The sequence below is a fragment of the Pseudomonas sp. NPDC087346 genome, from assembly GCF_044744235.1.
Classification (GTDB): Bacteria; Pseudomonadota; Gammaproteobacteria; order Pseudomonadales; family Pseudomonadaceae; genus Aquipseudomonas.
This window is the reverse complement of sequence record NZ_JBIUXX010000018.1, coordinates 66,447-88,543: the sequence shown is the minus strand read 5'-3', so window position 1 is coordinate 88,543 and position 22,097 is coordinate 66,447. Positions and strand designations below refer to the sequence as shown.

Annotated in this window: 18 protein-coding genes; 10 read left to right on the top strand and 8 right to left on the bottom strand. The window is 57.7% G+C overall.

Annotation, left to right across the window (positions count from 1 at the left end):
- Window positions 1-35: 35 nt before the first annotated feature.
- Window positions 36-1,700, bottom strand: a complete 1,665-nt coding sequence (ettA, locus tag ACIOZM_RS13580) for an energy-dependent translational throttle protein EttA (protein ID WP_401214470.1) — start codon at window positions 1,698-1,700, stop codon at window positions 36-38.
- Between the two features lie 284 nt (window positions 1,701-1,984).
- On the opposite strand from ettA, the gene ACIOZM_RS13575 reads away from it, so the two are divergent.
- From ACIOZM_RS13575 to ACIOZM_RS13545, 7 genes are all read left to right on the top strand, one after another.
- Complete coding sequence (locus tag ACIOZM_RS13575) at window positions 1,985-5,833, top strand: EAL domain-containing protein (protein ID WP_401214437.1); 3,849 nt, start codon at window positions 1,985-1,987, stop codon at window positions 5,831-5,833.
- Between the two features lie 238 nt (window positions 5,834-6,071).
- Complete coding sequence (gene glyA / locus ACIOZM_RS13570; RefSeq protein WP_401214434.1) at window positions 6,072-7,325, top strand: serine hydroxymethyltransferase; 1,254 nt, start codon at window positions 6,072-6,074, stop codon at window positions 7,323-7,325.
- A gap of 275 nt (window positions 7,326-7,600) precedes the next feature.
- A complete protein-coding gene (locus ACIOZM_RS13565; RefSeq protein ID WP_401214431.1) occupies window positions 7,601-8,914 on the top strand; it encodes a C4-dicarboxylate transporter DctA in 1,314 nt (437 codons plus the stop codon).
- Between the two features lie 49 nt (window positions 8,915-8,963).
- Window positions 8,964-9,668: a FadR/GntR family transcriptional regulator gene (locus ACIOZM_RS13560; RefSeq protein ID WP_401214428.1), complete on the top strand. Its 705-nt coding sequence runs from the start codon at window positions 8,964-8,966 to the stop codon at window positions 9,666-9,668.
- A gap of 24 nt (window positions 9,669-9,692) precedes the next feature.
- Window positions 9,693-10,385 carry a GntR family transcriptional regulator gene (locus ACIOZM_RS13555; RefSeq protein WP_401214426.1) on the top strand — a complete coding sequence of 231 codons (693 nt, stop codon included), beginning with the start codon at window positions 9,693-9,695 and terminating at the stop codon, window positions 10,383-10,385.
- 165 nt (window positions 10,386-10,550) lie between these two features.
- Complete coding sequence (locus ACIOZM_RS13550) at window positions 10,551-11,123, top strand: hypothetical protein (RefSeq protein WP_401214423.1); 573 nt, start codon at window positions 10,551-10,553, stop codon at window positions 11,121-11,123.
- A gap of 43 nt (window positions 11,124-11,166) precedes the next feature.
- Window positions 11,167-11,721 (top strand): hypothetical protein, encoded by a 555-nt coding sequence (locus ACIOZM_RS13545; RefSeq protein ID WP_401214421.1) that lies wholly within the window; start codon window positions 11,167-11,169, stop codon window positions 11,719-11,721.
- A 65-nt stretch (window positions 11,722-11,786) separates the two neighbouring features.
- Here the strand turns inward: ACIOZM_RS13545 and yjiA are convergent, their stop codons facing one another.
- From yjiA to ACIOZM_RS13530, 3 genes are all read right to left on the bottom strand, one after another.
- The gene (gene yjiA, locus ACIOZM_RS13540; protein WP_401214418.1) at window positions 11,787-12,758 is read right to left on the bottom strand and encodes a GTPase; all 972 of its coding nucleotides are present in this window, start codon (window positions 12,756-12,758) and stop codon (window positions 11,787-11,789) included.
- A 152-nt stretch (window positions 12,759-12,910) separates the two neighbouring features.
- Window positions 12,911-13,108 (bottom strand): YbdD/YjiX family protein, encoded by a 198-nt coding sequence (locus ACIOZM_RS13535; RefSeq protein WP_003228401.1) that lies wholly within the window; start codon window positions 13,106-13,108, stop codon window positions 12,911-12,913.
- A gap of 15 nt (window positions 13,109-13,123) precedes the next feature.
- A complete protein-coding gene (locus ACIOZM_RS13530) occupies window positions 13,124-15,190 on the bottom strand; it encodes a carbon starvation CstA family protein (RefSeq protein WP_401214415.1) in 2,067 nt (688 codons plus the stop codon).
- Window positions 15,191-15,349: 159 nt separating this feature from the next.
- On the opposite strand from ACIOZM_RS13530, the gene ACIOZM_RS13525 reads away from it, so the two are divergent.
- Window positions 15,350-15,718: a PilZ domain-containing protein gene (locus ACIOZM_RS13525; protein ID WP_401214412.1), complete on the top strand. Its 369-nt coding sequence runs from the start codon at window positions 15,350-15,352 to the stop codon at window positions 15,716-15,718.
- A 97-nt stretch (window positions 15,719-15,815) separates the two neighbouring features.
- Here ACIOZM_RS13525 and radA read toward each other — a convergent pair whose 3' ends face one another.
- From radA to ACIOZM_RS13510, 3 genes are read right to left on the bottom strand one after another with little or no spacing between them, the layout of a single operon-like run.
- Window positions 15,816-17,183, bottom strand: coding sequence for a DNA repair protein RadA (gene radA / locus ACIOZM_RS13520; protein WP_401214409.1), 1,368 nt, complete (start codon window positions 17,181-17,183; stop codon window positions 15,816-15,818).
- A gap of 46 nt (window positions 17,184-17,229) precedes the next feature.
- Window positions 17,230-17,772: an ankyrin repeat domain-containing protein gene (locus ACIOZM_RS13515; RefSeq protein WP_401214406.1), complete on the bottom strand. Its 543-nt coding sequence runs from the start codon at window positions 17,770-17,772 to the stop codon at window positions 17,230-17,232.
- Window positions 17,773-17,832: 60 nt separating this feature from the next.
- Window positions 17,833-19,374 (bottom strand): catalase, encoded by a 1,542-nt coding sequence (locus ACIOZM_RS13510; protein ID WP_401214404.1) that lies wholly within the window; start codon window positions 19,372-19,374, stop codon window positions 17,833-17,835.
- A gap of 286 nt (window positions 19,375-19,660) precedes the next feature.
- Here ACIOZM_RS13510 and mscL point away from each other — a divergent pair, with 286 nt between their 5' ends.
- Entirely contained in the window at window positions 19,661-20,074 is a 414-nt protein-coding gene (mscL, locus tag ACIOZM_RS13505) for a large-conductance mechanosensitive channel protein MscL (RefSeq protein ID WP_401214402.1), read from the top strand.
- A 41-nt stretch (window positions 20,075-20,115) separates the two neighbouring features.
- Here the strand turns inward: mscL and ACIOZM_RS13500 are convergent, their stop codons facing one another.
- Window positions 20,116-20,892, bottom strand: a complete 777-nt coding sequence (locus ACIOZM_RS13500) for a ferredoxin--NADP reductase (RefSeq protein WP_401214400.1) — start codon at window positions 20,890-20,892, stop codon at window positions 20,116-20,118.
- Between the two features lie 322 nt (window positions 20,893-21,214).
- Here ACIOZM_RS13500 and ACIOZM_RS13495 point away from each other — a divergent pair, with 322 nt between their 5' ends.
- On the top strand, window positions 21,215-21,928 hold the full coding sequence (locus ACIOZM_RS13495; RefSeq protein WP_401214398.1) for an autoinducer binding domain-containing protein: 714 nt from the start codon (window positions 21,215-21,217) through the stop codon (window positions 21,926-21,928).
- Window positions 21,929-22,097 lie beyond the last annotated feature (169 nt).

Below are 22,097 nucleotides of genomic sequence, written 5' to 3'. Positions count from 1 at the left end.
CGAAGGCTCCGCTCTTTCATGCAAGCAACCCGATATCAGGCCAGTTTTTTGTGACGTACCCGGTGAGGCTGGGCCGCTGCTTCGCCGAGGCGTTTTTTGCGGTCAGCTTCGTACTCGGTGTAGTTACCTTCGAAGAACACCGCTTGCGAGTCATCTTCGTAAGCGAGGATGTGCGTCGCGACACGGTCAAGGAACCACCGATCGTGAGAGATCACAATCGCAGCGCCCGGGAAGTCCAGCAGGGCTTCTTCCAGGGAACGCAGGGTTTCAACGTCGAGGTCGTTGGACGGTTCGTCGAGCAGCAGGACGTTGCCGCCCTCTTTCAGGGTCAGGGCCAGGTGCAAGCGACCGCGCTCACCACCGGACAGATCCTTGACGAACTTTTGCTGATCGCCGCCCTTGAAGTTGAAGCGACCGACGTAGGTGCGCGACGGGATCTCGTAGTTGCCGATGCGGATCTGGTCGGAACCGTCGGAGATTTGCTGGAATACAGTCTTGCTGCCATCCAGGTCATCACGGCTCTGATCGACGCAGGCCAGTTGCACGGTTTCGCCGACTTCGATGCTGCCCGAATCCGGTGTTTCCTTGCCCATCAGCATGCGGAACAGGGTCGATTTACCGGCACCGTTACCGCCGATCACGCCGACGATGGCGCCTTTTGGCATCGAGAACGACAGGTTGTCGATCAGTACGCGATCGCCGTAGCCCTTGGAGACGTTCTTGAATTCGATGACCTTGTCGCCCAGACGTGGACCGGCCGGGATGTAGATCTCGTTGGTTTCGCTGCGCTTCTGGAATTCCTGCGATTGCATTTCTTCGAAGCGTTGCAGACGAGCCTTGGATTTCGACTGGCGGGCCTTGGCGCCTTTGCGCACCCACTCCAGTTCTTCTTTCATGGCTTTTTCGTGAGCCGACTGCTGCTTGGATTCGGCAGCCAGACGATCGGACTTGGCTTCGAGCCAACCCGAATAGTTGCCCTCGTAAGGAATGCCCGCGCCGCGGTCGAGTTCCAGAATCCAGCCCGCGACGTTGTCGAGGAAGTAACGGTCGTGCGTGATCGCTACCACGGTGCCCGGGAAGTCGTGCAGGAAGTGCTCCAGCCAAGCAACGGAATCGGCGTCCAAGTGGTTGGTCGGTTCGTCGAGCAGCAGCATGTCCGGTGCGGACAGCAGCAGACGGCACAGGGCCACACGACGTTTTTCACCACCGGACAGGAATTCGACCTTGGCATCCCACGCCGGCAGACGCAGCGCATCGGCGGCGACTTCCAGCTGGCGATCCAGGTTGTGGCCGTCGCTGGCTTGCAGGATGGCTTCAAGCTTGGCTTGCTCGGCAGCCAGTTTGTCGAAGTCGGCGTCTTCTTCAGCGTAAGCCGCGTAGACCTCGTCCAGACGCGTCTGAGCGTTCTTGATAACGCTGACCGCTTCCTCGACCACTTCACGCACGGTCTTGGTTGGGTCAAGTTGCGGCTCTTGCGGCAGATAACCGATGTTCAGTTCCGGCATCGGGCGCGCTTCGCCTTCGAACTCGGTGTCGACGCCAGCCATGATTTTCAGCAGCGTGGACTTACCCGAACCGTTGAGGCCGAGTACGCCGATCTTGGCGCCCGGGAAGAAGGACAGCGAAATGTTTTTGAGAATTTCCCGCTTCGGCGGAACAACTTTGCCCAGCCGATGCATGGTGAAGACGTATTGAGCCATGGAGAACCTTGGGTCAGTGACAGATGAATGAGTGGAGCGCAGGCGATGCCCGGCCAGACCATGCGCGTCGTTCACTTGAGGTTATCAATGCGTGCGCGCTGAAAAAGTCTGAGTCTAGGAGCTGGAACGCTCCCGCGTAACCGGCAAAGCTACCTGAATGACGGAAGGCAGTCCAGCCGAGAGGGGCTGGCACTTCGCCACAACACAAGGCATGCTAGCCGCCCTCCGGGCGTCCGGCTTATAGTGCACGTCGCGCCAGTCCAGCCAAACCGCAGGATTACAGCTTGTCCAAAGTCTCTCCGCCAGCGTCTGCAAGCACCACCCAAGCAGTGCCCGGCTCACCCCTGCGCGGAACATTAAAAGGCGCACTGGCGACATTGGTGCTTTTGCTGCTGGCGCTGCTGTTCTGGCAACTGCTCGATCAACTGCGCGAAACCCAGAAAAACCAGCGCCAGTACACCATCGACTACACCGCCGACCTCGCCTCGCAGGTCAGCCTGAACATGGCGCTGAACGCGCAAATCGCCCTCAACCTGCTACCGATCGTCCAGCAGCCGCAATCAGCCGACGAACAGCAGGCGTTGTTGCGCAAGCTCCAGCAATCGCTACCTGACCTGCGCAGTCTGGCGCTGCTCAGCCCATCCGGGAAAATCCTCAGCGACAGCGCCGTCGACAGCCCCGACGCGGAGTACCTCACCGAACTGGTACGCCGCAGCCACGCCCAGGCTCACTATTTCAGCAATGCCGACGACGGCTCCGTGGTGCATCTATTACTGCACCAGGCCAGCGGCAGCACACGCGGCTATTGGGCCTTGCGCCTGACCCCGACATTTTTCGAGTCGTTGACCAAGCAAGGTGAAACCGGCGCACGTCCGCTGTGGCTGGTGGAAAACCGCATCAACCATCAGATCATCAGCCGTGACGAAAGCCTGCCGTCGGCCAAGACCAGCATCCTCACCCCCGACGATCTGACCGACACCGTACTGACCGTGCCGTTGAGCAGTAGCGACTGGCAGTTGCGCGGGCTGTTTGATCGCCAGCGCGTGCTCGAAGAATTGCTCCCGGCGTTCATCGGCAAATGCCTGCTCGGCCTGGCGTTCTCGTTGCTGCCGGTAATTGCCCTGCTGAACATGCGCCGTCGCCAGCGTCAGTTGCATGAAGGTCGCCGGCGTTATCAGGACATCTTCGAAGGCACCGGCGTTGCGCTGTGCGTGCTCGATCTGTCCGGACTCAAGCAGGAATTCGACAAAGCGCAGATTCAGACCAGCGATCAGCTCAAGGCCTGGCTCGACCAGCCACAACAGCGCCAGCAACTGTTGCAGGAACTGCGCGTCACCGAGGTCAATCAGGTGGCGCTGCAACTGCTCAACGTCAATTCCTGCGACCACGCCTGGCAACTGCTGATCGACGGTCATCCGCACCAGCAGTGCGCCATCGGCAATCAAGTGCTTGATGCCGTGCTCCAGCAGCAAAAACAGCTGGAACTGGAAATCAAACTGCCGGACATCAATGGCCGCGATCAGCATCTGTGGATGGTCTTGCGTCTGCCGCAGGAACAGCATGATTACAAAGCGGTGATCCTCAGCATCAACGACATCACCAGCCGCAAGCTGATCGAACTGTCGTTGCTGGAGCGCGAAGGCTTCTGGTCGGACGTGGTGCGCACCGTGCCGGATCATCTGTACGTGCAGGACGTGATCAGCCAGCGGATGATTTTCAGCAACCACCACCTCGGCCAGACGCTGGGCTACAACCGCTCCGAGTTGCACCAGATGGGCGAGTATTTCTGGGAAATCCTCCTGCACCCGGAAGACGCCGACTACTACCATCGCTCGCGACAGCTGCAACGTCATGCCGGTTACAGCCAGTTGCTGCAATGCCAGTTGCGTTTCCGTCATCGCGACGGCAAGTGGCGGCGTTTCGACATTCGCGAACAAGCGCTGGCCCGCGACAAGCACGATCAAGTCACGCGGATCATCGGCGTGGCCAAGGACATCACCGAGCAGATCGAAGCCAGCGAATCCCTGCGCGACAGCGAGCAGCGTTACCGGATGCTCGCCGAAAGCATCAGCGACGTGATTTTCTCCACCGACAGCAAGCTCTCGCTGAATTACGTCAGCCCGTCGGTGCAAGCGGTGCTGGGCTACGACGCCGAGTGGATTTTCCAGAACGGCTGGCAATCGACTATCGCCAACCCGCAACAACTGAGCGGCATCTACACCTTGATGGATCGGGTCAGCAAGGCACTCGATAAACCCGAGCAATTGGCGGTGCTGCGCAGTCAGGTACAGACCCAGTTGTTCCTGTTCGACTGCCTGCGCGCCGATGGCCGCAAGATCCCGATCGAGCTGCGACTGGTGCTGGTCTGGGACGAAAACGGCACCTTTGAAGGCGTACTCGGCGTCGGTCGCGACATCAGCCAGCAACGCCGCGCCGAGAAAGACCTGCGCATGGCCGCCACGGTATTCGAGCATTCGACTTCCGCGATTCTGATCACCGACCCGGCGGGCTACATCGTACAAGCCAACGAAGCGTTCAGTCGGGTCAGCGGCTACGCAGTGACCGAAGTGCTCGATCAGTTGCCGAACATGCTCACCGTCGATGAGCAGCAGGACGCGCACCTGCGCTATGTGCTCAAGCAACTGCATCAGCACAGCACCTGGGAAGGCGAAGTCTGGCTCAAACGGCGTAATGGCGAACACTACCCGGCGTGGGTCGGCATCACCGCAGTGCTCGATGATGAAGGCGACCTTGCCAGCTACGTGTGCTTCTTCAGCGATATCAGCGAGCGCAAGGCCAGCGAGCAGCGGATTCACCGCCTCGCCTATTACGACGCCCTGACTCATCTGCCGAACCGCACGCTGTTCCAGGATCGCCTGCACACCGCGCTGCAATCGGCGGAACGGCAGAAGTCGTGGGTAGTGCTGATGTTCCTCGACCTCGACCGTTTCAAACCGATCAACGACTCCCTCGGCCACGCCGCTGGCGACCGTATGCTCAAGGAAATGGCCACGCGCCTGCTCGGTTGCGTCGGCGATGACGACACCGTGGCGCGGATGGGTGGCGACGAATTCACCTTGCTCCTGCAACACCGCTCCAGCCGTGAAATGGCACTGAACCGGGCGATTCATGTCGCCGAACAGATTCTTGCCAGTCTGGTGAAACCGTTTGTGCTGGAGGGCCGCGAGTTCTTCGTCACGGCGAGTATCGGTATCGCCCTGAGCCCGCAGGACGGCAACGAACTCAGTCAGTTGATGAAGAACGCCGACACCGCGATGTACCACGCCAAGGAGCGCGGCAAGAACAACTTCCAGTTCTATCAGGCCGACATGAACGCCAGTGCGCTGGAACGTCTGGAGCTGGAAAGCGACTTGCGCCACGCCTTGGAACAGAACGAATTCGTCTTGTATTACCAACCGCAGTTCAGCGGCGATGGCAAACGCCTGACCGGTGCCGAAGCGCTGCTGCGCTGGCGTCATCCTCGCCGCGGACTGGTGCCGCCGGGGGACTTCATTCCGGTACTGGAAGAACTCGGTCTGGTGGTCGACGTCGGCGACTGGGTGATCAGCGAAGCCTGCCGTCAGCTCAAGAGCTGGCATCAGAGCCGCGTGCGTGTGCCGAAAGTCTCGGTGAACATCTCGGCGCGGCAGTTCTCCGACGGCCAGCTCGGCACACGAATCGCCACCATCCTGCGCGAAACCGGTTTGCCGCCAGCCTGTCTTGAGCTGGAGCTGACCGAAAGTATTCTGATGCGTGAAGTCAGCGAGGCTATGCAGATTCTCGCCGGCCTGAAAAACCTCGGTCTGAGTATCGCGGTCGATGACTTCGGCACCGGTTATTCATCGCTGAACTACCTCAAGCAGTTCCCGATTGATGTGCTGAAGATCGACCGTACCTTCGTCGACGGTTTGCCGTCCGGTGAACAGGATGCGCAGATCGCCCGGGCAATTATTGCGATGGCCCACAGCCTGAATCTGGCGGTGATCGCCGAGGGCGTGGAAACTCATGAACAGCTGGATTTCCTGCGTGAGCATGGTTGTGATGAGGTTCAGGGTTATCTGTTCGGGCGGCCGATGCCGGCGAGCCGGTTCGAGGCGCAGTTCAGCAATGATGCGCTGTTCATGTTCGACTGAATATCCGCGGCGCTGCCATCGCCAGCAGGCTGGCTCCCACAGGAGTTGATCTCGATCACGGAATTTGCAGGCTATCGCGATTACTGTGGGAGCCAGCCTGCTGGCGATTAGGCCGGTAAAAGCACCGCACATCTGTCATGAACGCCACTTGTCTGCGACATGATGTCGTTTCATATGCCATACAAAACCCATTGGGTTAGAATGCCCCCCTTTTCTGCCCCGATCCTTGAGGACCGCCATGTTCAGCCGTGATTTGACTATTGCCAAGTACGACGCCGACCTTTTTGCCGCCATGGAGCAAGAAGCTCAGCGCCAGGAAGAACACATCGAGCTGATCGCTTCGGAAAACTACACCAGCCCAGCGGTGATGGAAGCTCAAGGCTCGGTTCTGACCAACAAGTACGCCGAAGGCTACCCGGGCAAGCGTTACTACGGTGGTTGCGAGTTCGTTGACATCGTCGAGCAGCTTGCAATTGATCGAGCCAAAGAGCTGTTCGGCGCCGATTACGCCAACGTTCAGCCGCACGCCGGTTCGCAAGCCAACGCTGCCGTTTACCTGGCGTTGCTGCAAGGTGGCGATACCATTCTGGGCATGAGCCTGGCCCACGGTGGTCACCTGACCCACGGTGCCAGCGTTTCGTCCTCCGGCAAGCTGTACAACGCCGTTCAGTACGGTATCGATGCCAACGGCCTGATCGACTACGACGAAGTCGAGCGTCTGGCTGTAGAGCACAAGCCAAAAATGATCGTGGCCGGTTTCTCTGCCTACTCGCAGATCCTCGACTTCCCGCGCTTCCGCGAAATCGCTGACAAGGTTGGCGCTTACCTGTTCGTCGACATGGCTCACGTGGCTGGTCTGGTCGCCGCTGGCGTCTACCCGAACCCGGTGCCATTCGCTGACGTCGTGACCACCACCACGCACAAGACCCTGCGCGGTCCACGTGGCGGTCTGATCCTGGCTCGCGCCAACGCCGAGATCGAGAAGAAGCTGAACTCCGCAGTATTCCCGGGCGCCCAGGGTGGCCCGCTGGAGCACGTGATCGCCGCCAAGGCAATCTGCTTCAAGGAAGCGCTGCAGCCTGAGTTCAAGGCTTATCAGGAACAAGTCGTGCTGAACGCCCAGGCCATGGCCGAAGTGTTCATCGAGCGTGGTTTCGACGTGGTTTCCGGCGGTACCAAGAACCACCTGTTCCTGCTGTCGCTGATCAAGCAGGACATCTCCGGTAAAGACGCCGACGCCGCTCTGGGCAAAGCGTTCATCACCGTGAACAAGAACTCGGTGCCTAACGATCCACGTTCGCCGTTCGTCACTTCCGGTCTGCGCTTCGGTACTCCGGCTGTGACCACTCGCGGCTTCAAGCAAGCAGAGTGCAAAGAGCTGGCTGGCTGGATCTGCGACATCCTGGCTGACCTGAACAACGAAGCGGTGATCGACGCCGTTCGTGAGAAAGTCAAAGCCATCTGCAAGAAGCTGCCGGTATACGGCGCTTAATCAGCCCCGCTGACTCGCAGTAAAAAAACCGGCCAGAGATGGCCGGTTTTTTATTGCCCGCAAAAAAGTTTCGAACCGCGAGACGCTCAAGGTCGGGGCGTTGCGCGCAACTGGTAAGACCGGTCATGCCAATTCGTCAGTTTTCACTTGCGAACCTCAGAAACCACGGCCTAGACTGCGCCTGCACTGGACATACCGGTAAGACCACAATAATTAAGTCCTGAATCTGATGCGCCAAGCGCACGGCAGCCAGGACACCGACCAGGATTCCTCCCATGCTCAGATGGTGCTCGCGTTCAATCTTCCTTCAAGTGGTTCTCGGACTGGTGCTCGGCATCGTCTGCGGGCTGACCCTGCCTGAATACTCGGCCCAGCTCAAACCGCTCGGCGACGGCTTCATCAAACTGATCAAGATGCTCATCGGCCTGATCGTGTTCTGCGTGGTCGTCAGCGGCATCAGCGGCGCGGGCGATCTGAAGAAGGTCGGGCGTATCGGCCTCAAGTCAGTGATCTACTTCGAAGTGCTGACCACCATCGCCCTGGTGATCGGTCTGGTGTTCGCCTTCAGTACCGGGATCGGCAGCGGCGCCAATATCCATCTGGAGCAACTGTCCGCCGCAGACATGGGCGACATCGCCCAGCGCGGCCAGCACATGCACACCACCACGCAGTTCCTGATGGATCTGATCCCGACCTCGGTGATCGGCGCCTTTGCCGACAACAACATTCTGCAAGTGCTGCTGTTCTCGGTGCTGTTCGGCAGCGCGTTGAATCTGGTGGGCGAGGCCGCTTCCGGGATCTCGCGGCTGATCAACGAACTGAGCCATGTGATCTTCCGGATCATGGGCATGATCGTGCGTCTGGCGCCGATTGGCGTGTTCGGCGCCATCGCGTTCACCACCAGCAAATATGGCCTCGATTCGCTGCAACATCTGGGCAGTCTGGTGGGCCTGTTCTACCTGACCTGCATGGCGTTCGTCAGTGTGATTCTGGGTCTGGTGATGCGCGCCTCCGGCCTGCGTTTGTGGCCGCTGCTCAAGTACCTGCGTGAAGAATTGCTGATCGTCATGGGCACCGCTTCGTCCGACGCTGTGTTGCCGCAGATCATGCGCAAACTCGAACACTTGGGCATCGGCAGCTCGACGGTCGGATTGGTGATCCCTACTGGTTACTCGTTCAACCTCGACGGCTTTTCGATCTACCTGACACTGGCCATCGTGTTCATCGCCAACGCCACCGGCACGCCGCTGGCGATGACTGATTTGCTGACGATTCTGCTGGTGTCGCTGATCACGTCCAAAGGTGCGCACGGCATTCCGGGTTCGGCGCTGGTGATTCTTGCGGCAACACTGACGGCAATTCCGGCGATTCCGGTGGTGGGACTGGTGTTGGTTTTGGCGGTGGACTGGTTCATGGGCATTGGCCGCGCATTGACCAATCTGATCGGCAACTGCGTCGCCACCGTGGCCATCGCTCGCTGGGAAAAAGACATCGATGTGCAACGGGCGAACAAGGTGCTCAACGGCGAGCAAGGCTATAACTTTCAGGCAAGAAAACCGGCCCCTCAAGCGGCTGCCAAAGAATTTTGAATGACCACCGTGCCTGCCCGACCGCAGGCACGGCTCATGGAGCGAACCAGTGATCAGCACCTCAACCGTCGTCAACTCAGTCGTAGAAAAACTGCGCGCCGCACTGGCCCGTGGTCAATGGCGCTCCGGCGACATGCTCCCCGGCCAGCGTGAACTGGCGGAACAACTGGGCATCAGCCGCCCAAGCCTGCGCGAAGCGGTGATCGTCCTGGAAACCCTTGGCCTCGTACGTTCGATGCCGGGCAAAGGCGTGGTGGTGCTCGACGCACAACTGAGCGACAGCCAAAGCCACGACAGTGCAGTGGCCGGTGCCAGCCTCGAAGACGTGCTGCAACTGCGCTACACCCTCGAACCGTTCATCGTTGGTCTGGTGGCGCAATCGATCAGCAGCAAGGAAGTCGGGCAACTGCGCCTGACCCTGATGGACATGCGCGAAGCCCTTGAGGCCGGCGACAGTGAAGCCGGGGTCAGCGCCTACATCGCCTTCCACGAAGAACTGTTCACCCTGACCTCGAACCCGATCTTCCAGAGCGTCGTGCAGCAAACCAGCAACGCCCTCAAGCAGAGCGCCGAGGTGCTGCGCAATTCCCCGGAACACCTCGCTGAGCGTCTGGAGGAAAACGAAGCCGTGGTTCGCGCGATCCGCAGCAAGAACAGCGCCCAGGCCAGCGCCGAAATGCGCCGGCACATTCTGCGCGAAGGTCAGCGCATGGGCATCGAGCTGAATATTCCGGAAGACAATCTGAGTCGTTAAACCGTTTCGCACTGGAGACCGGTCATGAACAGTTTTGCCACACCTGCGCGCACTCGGCAGATCACAACTGCCCTGCACCATCTCGATTCACACACGGTGGAAGATGATCTGTACGCTCGGGTATTTGACGCCATTCTCGAACAACGCATTACCTCCTCCAGTCACTTTACGCCACAAAGCCTGGCCCAGATGTTCGATGCTCCGCGCAGTGTCATACAACGGGTTCTGACCCGTTTGGCGCACCAGCAAGTGGTTATTCTGCGGCCCAATCATCGCCCGACGATTACCGCTACCGATCAGGAGCAAGCCCGACAAGTGCTTCATGCTCGCAGGCTGGCCGAATCAACTGTGGTTCAGATTTTTTGCGAGCGCCATCGCCCGCACGCGATCAGTCGACTGCGTGAAAAGGTTCGACAACAGCGACTGTGCCTCACACAAGGGCAACAGGGCCCGGCTATTCGTTTGTCCGGCGAGTTTCATCTGATGCTCGCCGAACTTGCCGGTAATCGACCGCTGACACACTTTCTCGGCAGCCTGGTACCGCTGACCTCATTGTTGATCGCACAGGACGTACGCCACGCTGATCCACACCTCGCGGCCGATTGGCACGCGACGATCATCGATGCTTTGGAGCGATCCGATCAGCAGCTGACCACTAAACTAATGCAGCAATACCTCCACAAACTTGAACTTATACTTACCACTACAACACTTTGAAGGCTTATGTTTATTAAGTGGCCAGCACTCCTACATGCAGGCCTGCTGCCTGTCACCGAAAATTCAATGCCCCCTTCCCGCCAACATAACGATACACTCCACTTCTGCCCGCCAACTAAAAACTGATTACCATCCGAGTTCCCCGCCCAACTCACGGATGAGATCATGAGCAGCAATAGACAAAAATCATTTGTAGCCACCCTGCAACTTTACAATGAACACCTGCACCTTCTGGACAACCTCCACAAAGAACCCATCAAAAGAACCGTGACTATTTTTTCCGGCGGTTTTTATACAGGCGCCTCGTCAACAGTAGACGACTCATACTTATTGGGCCTGCGACCGCGAGAGCACTCCGTAGACATCACGCCACTTAAACTCTACTTCCGCTGCGCAGAAGACTATTACACGCTAAAAATATTATCCCCCGGGGCTCACACCGACAAGTATCTAAGCAAGGACGACTTCGGTGTGCTCGGTGCATTCCCGGCTGCTGGGAGCGAAACCACATCCTTCAATCTGCTGGACATGAACAACAACATCATCACGCTGGATCAACTGCATGGCGAGAGCCAGCGAATCAGGCTCAAAGCACGTAACGCAGGCCAGATCAGCGCTTCTTTGCGTCGAGGGGCTCCGTATATCTATCTGGCGGACATCAAGAGTCAAGGGCTGGAGTTCAAACTGCGCATCAGTGAACGAAACGTCCCCTATCCCGATGATCCGAACGATATCTGAGATTCAAAGCCAATTTATTTGAAAACACTTTCAAGGAAGAACCATGAGCACTGATCAAGAAAAATCCTTCATCGCCACCTTCAGCACACAGTTTGGAAAACCACACTTCCCCGGACTGACATATGGCCGAACAATCAAAACACCCAATATGGACTACGCTCCGTTTCGCTTCGAATCGCACATGGATGTTTCCAACTATTTGTTTCTGAAGCCCGAAGTACCCGCCAACTCGCTAACCTTTTACTTTCGGTGCCTGGATGACTACTACACGATCTACATTTTCACCAAAGGCACTTACTATTATCAGACGCTGAGTAACGAAGAAGATGATTTTCTCAACCCCCACGTCCCTCATGAGGGCGACCAGACAACGTTTAATCTACTGAGCAAGAATGGCAAGGTTATTACTCTTGACGATCTTGCCACTGATACGCCAACCATCAGAATACGAACTCGCGGCGGCAAAGTCCTGCAAGAAGGACGTTCGCGCAGACCCTATGATCCGGTAGTTGGCACCGCCGTACGCCTCGATTCGCCAAGCAACGCGGCCGTCCTCGATTTCAAACTGAACATTCTGCAGCGCAATGCACCTTACTGATTGAACCCCTGCACTCTACGACTTGCACCCTCGCCCACCGGTTTGAGCGAGAGTGCAAGCCGCGCTCACTTGGCTGCTACGCGGGCAAATCCGTCGCGGATTTTTTCCTCAGGCAGTTCATCGGCAATAAACACGATCACACTCTCCCGCGCCTCACCCTCGGCCCATTCGGTGTCCCAGTCGAAACCGTAAAGCTTCAAGACCCCTTGGAACACCAGCCGCCGATCTTCGCCGGCAATGCTCAGCACGCCTTTGTAACGCAGCAATTGCTTGCCGTGTTCCTCCAGCAACTCATTCATGAACTCGCTGAGCTGATCGATATCCAGCGGCTGCTCCGTACGCAGTACCAGACTGGAAATGCGATCGATCGATGGCGCCTTGCTCACCGGTCGCAGGCTCATCCCGCCGCCAAGATCGGCATTGAGATTGAAACCGCGCACATCGAGCAATTCGGCCAGATCAATGTTGCCGTGTTCGACCACGCGGATCGGCGCACGGCGGTTGATCCGCGTCAGACGCTCGCTGAGTGCGGTGAATGCCGCTGCATCCACCAGATCGGTCTTGCTCACCAGCAAGCGGTCGGCAAAACCGATCTGCGCCTGGGCAATGGTCTGGGTCAGGTGTTGCTCGGCGTGAGCCGCGTCCACCAGGGTGATGATGCCGTCGAGGATGTAGCGCTCGCGCAGTTCTTCATCGATAAAAAAGGTCTGGGCCACCGGTGCCGGATCGGCCAGGCCAGTACATTCGATCACCAGACGGTCGAAGGCAATTTCGCCGCTGTCCAGCCGTTCGAGCAGCAGGTACAGGGCTTTGGTCAGATCGGTGTGGATGGTGCAGCAGACGCAGCCGTTGGCCAGCGTCATGACTTGCACCGGCTCGTCGCCCAGCAATTGGGTGTCGATACCGGCGTCACTGAATTCGTTTTCGATCACGGCGATTTTAAGACCGTGCTCGGCTTTCAGCAGGTGGCGCAGCAAGGTGGTCTTGCCGGCGCCGAGAAAACCGCTGAGGACTGTTACCGGGATGGGAGAGGACAAAACTCGATCTCCTGATAAGAAACACAAAACAAATGTGGGAGCCAGCCTGCTGGCGATGAGGGGGTGTCATTCGACATTGCTATCGAATGACACTGCGCCATCGCTGGCAGGCCAGCTCCCACAGGGGGATTGCAGCAACCTCGGCTGTCAGCTCAACAGCACTTCGGCCCACCCTTGCCACCGTAACGGGCTTCCTGACGTTCGCGGAAGAACATCTCGTAGCTCATCACCGGTTTGTCCGGGTGTTTGGTTTGCATATGCTCGACGTAGGTGTCGTAGTCGGGCATGCCGACCATCAGGCGCGCAGCCTGACCGAGGTATTTACCGAGGCGACTCAGGTCATTGAACATGGTGCAATCCTCTGGTTACGCGTCCGGCAGAGCCTGGAATGGCGATTCTTTGTCCGTACGTTCTTTTTGACCCCAGGCGGCGATGCCGACCTTGAGCGCATAGAACAGGATGCTGAATACCACGAACAGGAACAGCGCGGTGAGCGTTGCGTTGGTGTAGGCGTTGAAGATCACGTGCTGCATCTGATCGATGCTCTTGGCCGGGGCAAGAATCTGACCGTTGGCCAACGCATCGCTGTACTTCTTGGCCAGCGACAGGAAACCGATTGCCGGGTTGGCGTCGAACAGTTTGATGAAGCCTGCGGTCGTGGTGCAGATCAGCAGCCAGGCTGCCGGCAGCAAGGTGACCCAGATGTAGCGTTGACGCTTCATTTTGATCAGCACAACGGTGCCAAGCATCAGCGCGATACCGGCCAGCATCTGGTTGGAGATACCGAACAGCGGCCACAAGGTGTTGATGCCGCCCAGTGGATCGATCACGCCCTGGTACAGCAACCAGCCCCACATCGCCACACAACCGGCGGTGGCGATCAGGTTGGCAGTCCACGATTCAGTACGTCGCAGTGCCGGAACGAAGGAGCCGAGCAGATCCTGCAGCATGAAACGCCCGGCACGGGTACCGGCGTCGACAGCGGTCAGAATGAACAGCGCTTCGAACAGGATCGCAAAGTGGTACCAGAACGCCATGGTGTTTTCACCCGGCAGGACACTGTGCAGGATCTGCGCGATACCGACCGCCAGGGTCGGCGCACCACCGGCACGGGCCAGGATGGTGGTTTCGCCGATGTCGTGCGCCACGGCTTGCAGCGCCTCAGGGGTAATCGCGAAGCCCCAACTGGAGACCACTTGCGCAACCGATGCCACATCGCTGCCGACCACGGCAGCCGGGCTGTTCATGGCGAAGTACACGCCAGGCTCGATCACCGAAGCGGCGACCATGGCCATGATGGCGACGAACGACTCCATCAGCATGCCGCCGTAACCGATGTAACGGGCGTTGGTTTCGTTATCCAGCAACTTCGGCGTGGTGCCCGAAGAAATCAGCGCGTGGAAACCGGAAACCGCACCGCAGGCAATGGTGATGAACAGGAACGGGAACAGACCGCCCTTCCATACCGGGCCAGTGCCGTCGACGAACTGGGTCAGCGCGGGCATTTTCAGCTCGGGCATGGTCACCAGAATGCCGATTGCCAGAGCAATGATGGTGCCGATCTTGAGGAATGTGGAGAGGTAGTCACGCGGTGCCAGAATCAGCCACACCGGCAGCGATGCCGCCACGAAACCGTAACCCACCAGCATCCAGGTGATTTGCACGCCAGTGAAGGTGAAGGCCTTGGCCCATACCGGATCGGCAGCAATCTGCCCACCCAGCCAGATCGAACCCAGCAGCAGCAATACGCCGACCACGGAGATCTCGCCGATGCGACCCGGACGGATGTAGCGCATATAAATGCCCATGAACATCGCGATCGGGATGGTCGCCATCACGGTAAAGATGCCCCACGGGCTCTCGGCCAGTGCTTTGACCACGATCAGCGCCAGCACCGCGAGGATGATGATCATGATCAGGAAGCAACCGAACAGTGCAATGGTGCCGGGAACGCGGCCCATTTCTTCACGCACCATGTCGCCCAGGGAACGGCCGTTGCGCCGGGTCGACATGAACAGAACCATGAAGTCCTGCACCGCGCCCGCCAGCACCACGCCGGCAATCAGCCACAACGTGCCGGGCAAGTAGCCCATCTGCGCCGCCAATACCGGGCCGACCAAAGGCCCCGCGCCGGCGATGGCCGCGAAGTGGTGACCGAAGAGAATGTGTTTGTTGGTCGGAACGTAATCCAGACCGTCATTGTTGAGCACGGCGGGGGTGGCCCGGCGTGGATCGAGTTGCATCACATTGTTTGCGATGAACAGACTGTAGTAACGGTACGCAACCAGATAAATGGCCACGGCAGCGACCACAATCCACAAGGCGTTGATCGCCTCGCCTCGGCGCAATGCCACTACGCCCAGGGCGCACGCTCCTACGATTGCCAGCAGCAGCCAGGGTAAGTGGCGTAGCAGGCTATTATTATTTTTCATTTTATTATTCCAGCCAGGGTGGACAAGAAAGACAGCCACCTCGAGTTTAGCGCTACTGGCGGTAAAGACCATACCCCGACGTTGGTCTGGGCCCCCGTCCTGGCTGGCACGCTTGAACAATGCGGGTCTATAGTCAGCGAACATCAGGAGGATTGCGCCATGAGTGAACAGCCTGCCAATCGTCGCCGTTTCAAACGTATCGCGTTCGATGCCAGAACCGAATTGCGCCAAGGTGAATTCATCTGGCCAGTGAAGCTGATCGACTTGTCACTCAAGGGACTGCTGATCGAGCGGCCGGAACCGTGGCTAGGGAATGCAGAGCAGATTTTCTATGTCGACATCCATCTGAGTGAGGACGCCGAAATTCAGATGGATGTGCAGTTGAAGCACGATGACCACGGGCAGCTTGGCTTTGTCTGCCGACACATCAATCTGGAATCGATCCAGCGTTTGCGGCGGTTGATCGAACTGAACCTGGCGGACGAAGCAGAGCTTGAGCGCGAACTGGGTGCCCTGATCGAACTTTGATCCCTGTAGGAGCTGCCGAAGGCTGCGATCTTTTGATCTTGATCTTAAAAAAATCAAAAGATCGCAGCCTTCGGCAGCTCCTACACGGGATTCGGGGTTATTCGAAGAGCGCGTCGAGGGCTTGTTCTAGTCGGGTCACGGCGATGATCTGCAAGCCTGGCGGCGATTCTTTCGGCGCATTGCCCTTGGGAACGATTGCGCGCTTGAAGCCATGTTTGGCCGCTTCCTTCAGTCGCTCCTGACCGCTCGGCACCGGACGAACTTCACCGGACAGGCCAACCTCACCGAACACCAGCAGATCATGCGGCAGCGGCCGGTTGCGCAAACTCGACATCACCGCCGCCATCAGCGCCAGATCCGATGCAGTTTCCAGCACCTTGACCCCGCCGACCACGTTGAGAAATACATCCTGATCGTGGGTCGGAATACCGCCGTGACGGTGCAGGACCGCAAGCAACATCGCCAAGCGGTTCTGATCCAGACCCAACGTCACCCGGCGCGGGTTGGCCAAGTGACTGTCATCGACCAGTGCCTGCACTTCCACCAACATTGGCCGGGTGCCTTCCCACGTCGCCATCACCACACTGCCCGGGACTTCTTCCTGAGCCCGTGTAAGAAAAATCGCCGAAGGGTTGGAGACTTCTTTCAGGCCCTTGTCGGTCATGCCGAACACGCCCAGTTCGTTCACTGCGCCGAAACGGTTTTTCACCGCCCGCAGCAGGCGCAACCGCCCATCGGACTCGCCTTCGAAATACAGCACGGTGTCGACCATGTGCTCGAGAACGCGTGGACCTGCCAGCGCGCCTTCCTTGGTGACGTGGCCGACGAGGAAAATCGCCGTGCCGCTTTGCTTGGCATAACGCACCAGCAGCGCCGCACTTTCGCGAACCTGAGACACGCCACCCGGCGCCGATTGCAACTGTTCGGTGAAAATCGTCTGGATCGAGTCGATCACCATCACTTTCGGTTTTTCGACCCGAGCAGTGGCGATGATGGTTTCGATGCAGGTTTCAGTCATCACCCGCAGTTGATCCTGCGGCAGACCAAGGCGACGAGCGCGCATCGCCACTTGCTGCTGGGATTCCTCGCCGGTGACGTACAGCGCCGACATGCTCTTGGCGAGATTGCACAGGGTCTGCAGCAAAATAGTCGATTTACCGATCCCGGGATCACCGCCGATCAGCACCACCGAACCATCGACCAGACCGCCACCCAACACCCGATCCAGCTCACTGGACGCGGTGGAAAAACGTGGAATTTCTTCGACGCTGACCTCAGCCAGGGTCTTGATCTGTGCCTGCTGCCCGGTCCAGCCGGTACGACCTGCCGGCGCCGCAGCACCGCCGCTCTCGATCATGGTTTCGGTCAGGGTGTTCCAGGCACCGCATTCGCCGCACTGCCCGGCCCACTTGGGAAAGGTTGCGCCGCACTCGGTGCAGCCATACATGCGCTTGGCCTTGGCCATCTGAACTCCCGGGGCAAAACCGCGATGATAACGCAGGCGTGGCCGATCAGCGCGGCGCGGCGGTACGGATTTCTCCGCTGGCCAGACGCGCGGCGCTGTTGCCCAACGGATCTTCGGCATTCAGGTCGGCGCCCTTGGCCTTGAGCGCATCGAGCAATTCCTGGCGTTTGAACAATCCTGCGTACATCGCTGCGGTTTGTCCGGCGCCATTACGCTGATCGGGACTGCATTCGCTGGCCATCAATCGTCGAGCGATCTGTAACTCGCCTTTGAAAATCGCGCCCATCAGTGCGGTATTCCCCCGCTGATCCTGAGCGCAAGCGTCTGCTCCTGCATCGAGCAACCTGTCCACCGCCGTCCCTTGGCCGTGATAAGCCGCCAGAATCAGCGCGGTGTAGCCCTTGTCGTCACGGGTATCGAGCGAGTAACCGGACTCGATGAAGGTCTCGAGCATCGGCACGTCACCACGCCGGGCGGCATCGAAATAGTAGTTTTGCAATTCGACCCGGATGGCTTCGGGATTCTGTTGCGCCGGTGCCGCCAGTGCCCCGAAGGACAGACACCCGAGCAATAAAAGAAAAATACGCATCAGTAGCCTCCTCAAGCGCAACGCGGGGCTGACTCACACCCCGCGTTGCGTAGCGTCGAATCAGTCGACCAGTTTCGCCGCCAGTGCCTTGACCCGACTCAGGTCGCCCTTGGCCACTTTGGTCACGCCGGTGCCGTACTCGGGATCGGCCTTATAAAGGAAGGACAGGATGATGTGTTTGCTCTCATCGTCGGTTGTGGCCAGTGAGCCGCCAAAACTGGCGATCAGGTCCTGACGCTCGCTCTTGCTGAACGAGCGATACAGGTCGCCGGCCTGCTTGAAATTCTGCTCACGCCGGATTTTCGCCTGCTGCGTGCTGCCGGACAGCGCCAACTGGCTGTAACGCGCACTCTGCGGTTCGTCACGCTGCTGCAAACGGCTCGGCTGATAATTCACCCCGGAAGCGCTGGCACCGATGTTCATTGCGCCATCCTGATTGCCATTGTTCACCGGCACTTTTGGCGCATTGATTGGCAGTTGCAAAGCATTGGCGCCTAACCGATACAACTGCGTGTCGGCATAAGAGAACACTCGCCCCTGCAACAAACGATCTTCCGAAGGTTCGATGCCCGGGACAACATTGGACGGTGCCATGGCAACTTGTTCGGTTTCCTGGAACACGTTTGCCGGATTACGGTTCAACACCATTTGTCCAACTTTTCGTTCAGGAACATTCGGCCAAATCTTGGTCGCGTCCAATGGATCGAAATCAAACTTGGACAAATCTTGCGGATTCAGCACCTGGACGTACAAGTCCCACTTCGGAAAGTTACCCTTATTGATATGGGTTACCAAATCATCAGTCATGTGACTGTAGTTCTGACCCTGAACTTTTGTCACTTCTTCCGGAGTCAGGTTTTTTATCCCCTGCTGGCTCTTCCAGTGAAACTTTACGTAGTGCACTTCACCCTTGGCATTGACCAACTTGTAAGCGTGGACACCATTGCCATCCATCTCCCGATAACTGGCCGGAGTTCCTGAATTCGAGTAGAGCTCGGTCAGTGTGCGAGTAGCTTCCGGTACATGGGAGAAGAAGTCGAAACGACGCGAATCATCGTCGAGGTTAGTTCGTGGGTCGGGTTTGAAGGCGTGCACCATGTCCGGGAACTTGATCGCATCGCGGATGAAAAATGTCGGGAAATTGTTGCCCACCAGATCCCAATTGCCATCAGCGGTGTAGAACTTGGTGGCAAAACCGCGTGGGTCGCGCAGGGTTTCCGGCGAGTGGTTGCCGTGCACCACGGCCGAGAAGCGCACGAACACCGGCGTGCTTTGGCCGCTGGCGAAGACTTTGGCCTTGCTCAGGTCGCTGAGGTCGTTGGTCACCGTGAATGTGCCATGGGCACCGGTACCCCGGGCATGCACTACACGCTCGGGAATGCGTTCACGGTCGAAACGCTGCAGTTTCTGGATCAGTTGCATGTCCTGCAACAGCACCGGGCCGCTGGGTCCGGCAGTTTGCGAGTTCTGATTGTCACCGACCGCAGCACCGTTATCACGGGTCAGTGGCGCCGCGTTCACCGAGAAGGTCAACAGACTGGCGGTCAATACGCCAAGCGTGCGGCGATGGGGAAAAGCCCCTAAGCCAAGTATGGAATTCATATCAGGTTCCTCTGGTTGTTTTGGGCGCATCCAGGTGCGCCAACCAGAGGCTAGAGGGCTAATCCCGCGAACATAAATAGAAAGTTCGTAACTCGACGATTGAAATATTTGGCTTCCTGATCAGCGAGTTACGGCGTATTTCGCGCGCGATTAGTGGCACTTTGCAAACTTATCGTCGATTCATGTGTCGATAAAAACGGGCATTGTAAGAAGGTGTTTCGCGCAGGACGCGTTTTGCTGATTTACACTGCGTACACCAACCTCATCTGTAACAAGGAAATAACCTATGGGCGTGCTAAGTGAGTTCAAGGCCTTCGCGGTCAAAGGCAATGTGGTCGACATGGCCGTCGGTATCATCATCGGTGCCGCCTTCGGCAAAATCGTTTCATCGTTTGTCGGTGACGTGATCATGCCGCCGATCGGCTTGTTGATCGGTGGGGTGGATTTCAGTGATCTGGCCGTAACACTCAAGGCGGCGGATGGAACTGCCCCGGCCGTGGTGATGGCTTACGGCAAATTCCTGCAAACCATACTCGACTTCATCATCGTCGCCTTCGCGATCTTCATGGGCGTCAAAGCCATCAACCGCCTGAAGCGTGAAGAAGCCGTGGCCCCTACCCTGCCACCGGTACCGACCAAAGAAGAAGAATTGCTTGGCGAAATCCGTGACTTGCTCAAAGCCCAGAACACCCGGCCTTGACCGCTTCATGAGTAAAAACGGCGCCTGCGGGCGCCGTTTTTTTACCAGTAGTTTTCCACTGCCACCTGTCCCGGTCGCCGGCTCAGGCTCAGGCTCATACCCCGCTGTTTGAGCAGGGCCCGGGTGTCATCGATCATCTGTGGATTGCCGCACAGCATGACCCGCGAATGCTCAGGCGACAGCTCCAGGCCCGCTGCCCGCTCCAGGTCACCATTTTCGATCAACGTAGTGATGCGCCCCTTCAAGGCTGCGGGATGCTGTTCGCGGGTGACAGTAGGGATGAACTGCAGCTTATGCGCATGTTCCGCAAGGTAATCACGCTGTGCCAGTTGCGCGATCAACTGCAGATACGCCAGCTCCCGCGCTTCGCGCACGCTGTAGACCAGAATGATCCGTTCGAATTTTTCCCAGACCTCGAAGTCCTGCAGAATCGACAGGAACGGCGCCACACCGGTGCCTGTTGATAACAGCCAGAGATCGCGGCCGTCGACAAAGCGGTCGAGGGTCAGGTAACCAAACGCCTGGCGCTCCACCAGCAATGTGTCGCCGATCTGAAGGCGGCTCAACTCGCTGGTGAACTCACCGCCAGGCACCACGATGGAGAAGAACTCCAGGAACTCATCGTAGGGCGACGACACCATGGAATACGCCCGCCACACCGTACTGCCATCGGCTTTGGTGACACCGAGGCGGGCAAATTGCCCTGCCCGGAAGCGGAAACCTGCGTCGCGAGTGGTACGCAACGTAAACAGGCTGGGCGTCAGGGGTTGCACATCCAGCAAGGTCTGAGAGGTGAATTTCTCTGCACTGGCAGTCATGAGGCCTCCATTCAACGATGACCCAGTGTCGCGCAAAATCAGTTGCTTAAACACCGACACTTTGTGATGGCATTGCAATACTAAGCACCCCATCGAAACTTAATCTCGTTTGAAAACTGTGTTAAGTGGATGACACATCCACGCCCTTAGTATTGCGACTTAAATATAAATTCACAATCAAGCTAATAACCCTTTATTTAATATCGCTTGCACGCAAGAGCAAAAAGATTAGAACGAACTGTAAGAAACGTCCTACACTCGGCTGGGTGCAGGATCTTTGGATCCAAGGAGCACCCACTGGCAATGACTCACGGAGTTTGAGATGGAAATGTGGAAGGAGTCGCAATTAAAGCAACTGACTTTCGCAAGGGAAATAGATACCGCCTACCCGATCTTGTTGAGATTCGCCGAGAACATAGGATTCAATTTCTGCGCAATCTCACTGACGTCAACCGATCGAAGCGACGACTTTAATGCCTTGCAAATCAATAACTATCCGCAAACATGGAATCAACTTTATGAAAAACAGAACTACAGCAAAATTGACCCGGTAATAGCACACTGCACCCACTCAATGTTGCCGATTGTGTGGAGCAAAGAGATTTTTTCGCAAACGCCACAACTATGGTCAGACCTGCAACAACATGGACTGCGCCATGCCTGGTCACAATCGTTCCATCAAGCGGAATCAGGCCTGTGCACGACGCTCAGTCTTGCACGCAAAAATGGCCCTTTGAGCCCGCTTGAGCTGTATGAGCATTTTGGCTACATGTTTTACGTCACCAGCCATTTGAGCGATCTGTTTGCCAGAACTCTGCCCAAACGGCCGGCCAAGCCCGCTCAACCGAGACTGTCACCGCGAGAGCTGGAAGTGCTGAAGTTTTCAGCCGTCGGCAAGACAGCTTATGAGATTTCCAGAATCCTCTGCCTGAGCGAACGGACTGTGAATTACCACGTGCAAAACGTGATTATAAAATTGAACGTCTGCAACAAGATTTCAGCCGTGATTGCAGCCACCCGGATCGGGATTATCTGACCGGACGTCTCGCACGAACCAAAACCTGCGGGTGTTTCAACAGAAAAAAACGTACCATTTGCGACCTTCCTGAGCGATGACGTGTGCCTTTCACGCCGCATTCCGCTCGGTCGGTTCCGCCGCACGACACCTTGGGCCGCGGGACACCCGTTGATCACCCAGAGTCCCC

Bases quoted from the DNA above. Each gene is read 5' to 3' on its own strand.
- ettA (WP_401214470.1), bottom strand. From the start codon at position 1,700: ATGGCTCAATACGTCTTCACCATGCATCGGCTGGGCAAAGTTGTTCCG.
- glyA (WP_401214434.1), top strand. From the start codon at position 6,072: ATGTTCAGCCGTGATTTGACTATTGCCAAGTACGACGCCGACCTTTTT.
- ACIOZM_RS13565 (WP_401214431.1), top strand. From the start codon at position 7,601: ATGCTCAGATGGTGCTCGCGTTCAATCTTCCTTCAAGTGGTTCTCGGA.
- ACIOZM_RS13555 (WP_401214426.1), top strand. From the start codon at position 9,693: ATGAACAGTTTTGCCACACCTGCGCGCACTCGGCAGATCACAACTGCC.
- ACIOZM_RS13550 (WP_401214423.1), top strand. From the start codon at position 10,551: ATGAGCAGCAATAGACAAAAATCATTTGTAGCCACCCTGCAACTTTAC.
- ACIOZM_RS13545 (WP_401214421.1), top strand. From the start codon at position 11,167: ATGAGCACTGATCAAGAAAAATCCTTCATCGCCACCTTCAGCACACAG.
- ACIOZM_RS13535 (WP_003228401.1), bottom strand. From the start codon at position 13,108: ATGTTCAATGACCTGAGTCGCCTCGGTAAATACCTCGGTCAGGCTGCG.
- ACIOZM_RS13530 (WP_401214415.1), bottom strand. From the start codon at position 15,190: ATGAAAAATAATAATAGCCTGCTACGCCACTTACCCTGGCTGCTGCTG.
- ACIOZM_RS13525 (WP_401214412.1), top strand. From the start codon at position 15,350: ATGAGTGAACAGCCTGCCAATCGTCGCCGTTTCAAACGTATCGCGTTC.
- radA (WP_401214409.1), bottom strand. From the start codon at position 17,183: ATGGCCAAGGCCAAGCGCATGTATGGCTGCACCGAGTGCGGCGCAACC.
- ACIOZM_RS13515 (WP_401214406.1), bottom strand. From the start codon at position 17,772: ATGCGTATTTTTCTTTTATTGCTCGGGTGTCTGTCCTTCGGGGCACTG.
- ACIOZM_RS13510 (WP_401214404.1), bottom strand. From the start codon at position 19,374: ATGAATTCCATACTTGGCTTAGGGGCTTTTCCCCATCGCCGCACGCTT.
- mscL (WP_401214402.1), top strand. From the start codon at position 19,661: ATGGGCGTGCTAAGTGAGTTCAAGGCCTTCGCGGTCAAAGGCAATGTG.
- ACIOZM_RS13500 (WP_401214400.1), bottom strand. From the start codon at position 20,892: ATGACTGCCAGTGCAGAGAAATTCACCTCTCAGACCTTGCTGGATGTG.
- ACIOZM_RS13495 (WP_401214398.1), top strand. From the start codon at position 21,215: ATGGAAATGTGGAAGGAGTCGCAATTAAAGCAACTGACTTTCGCAAGG.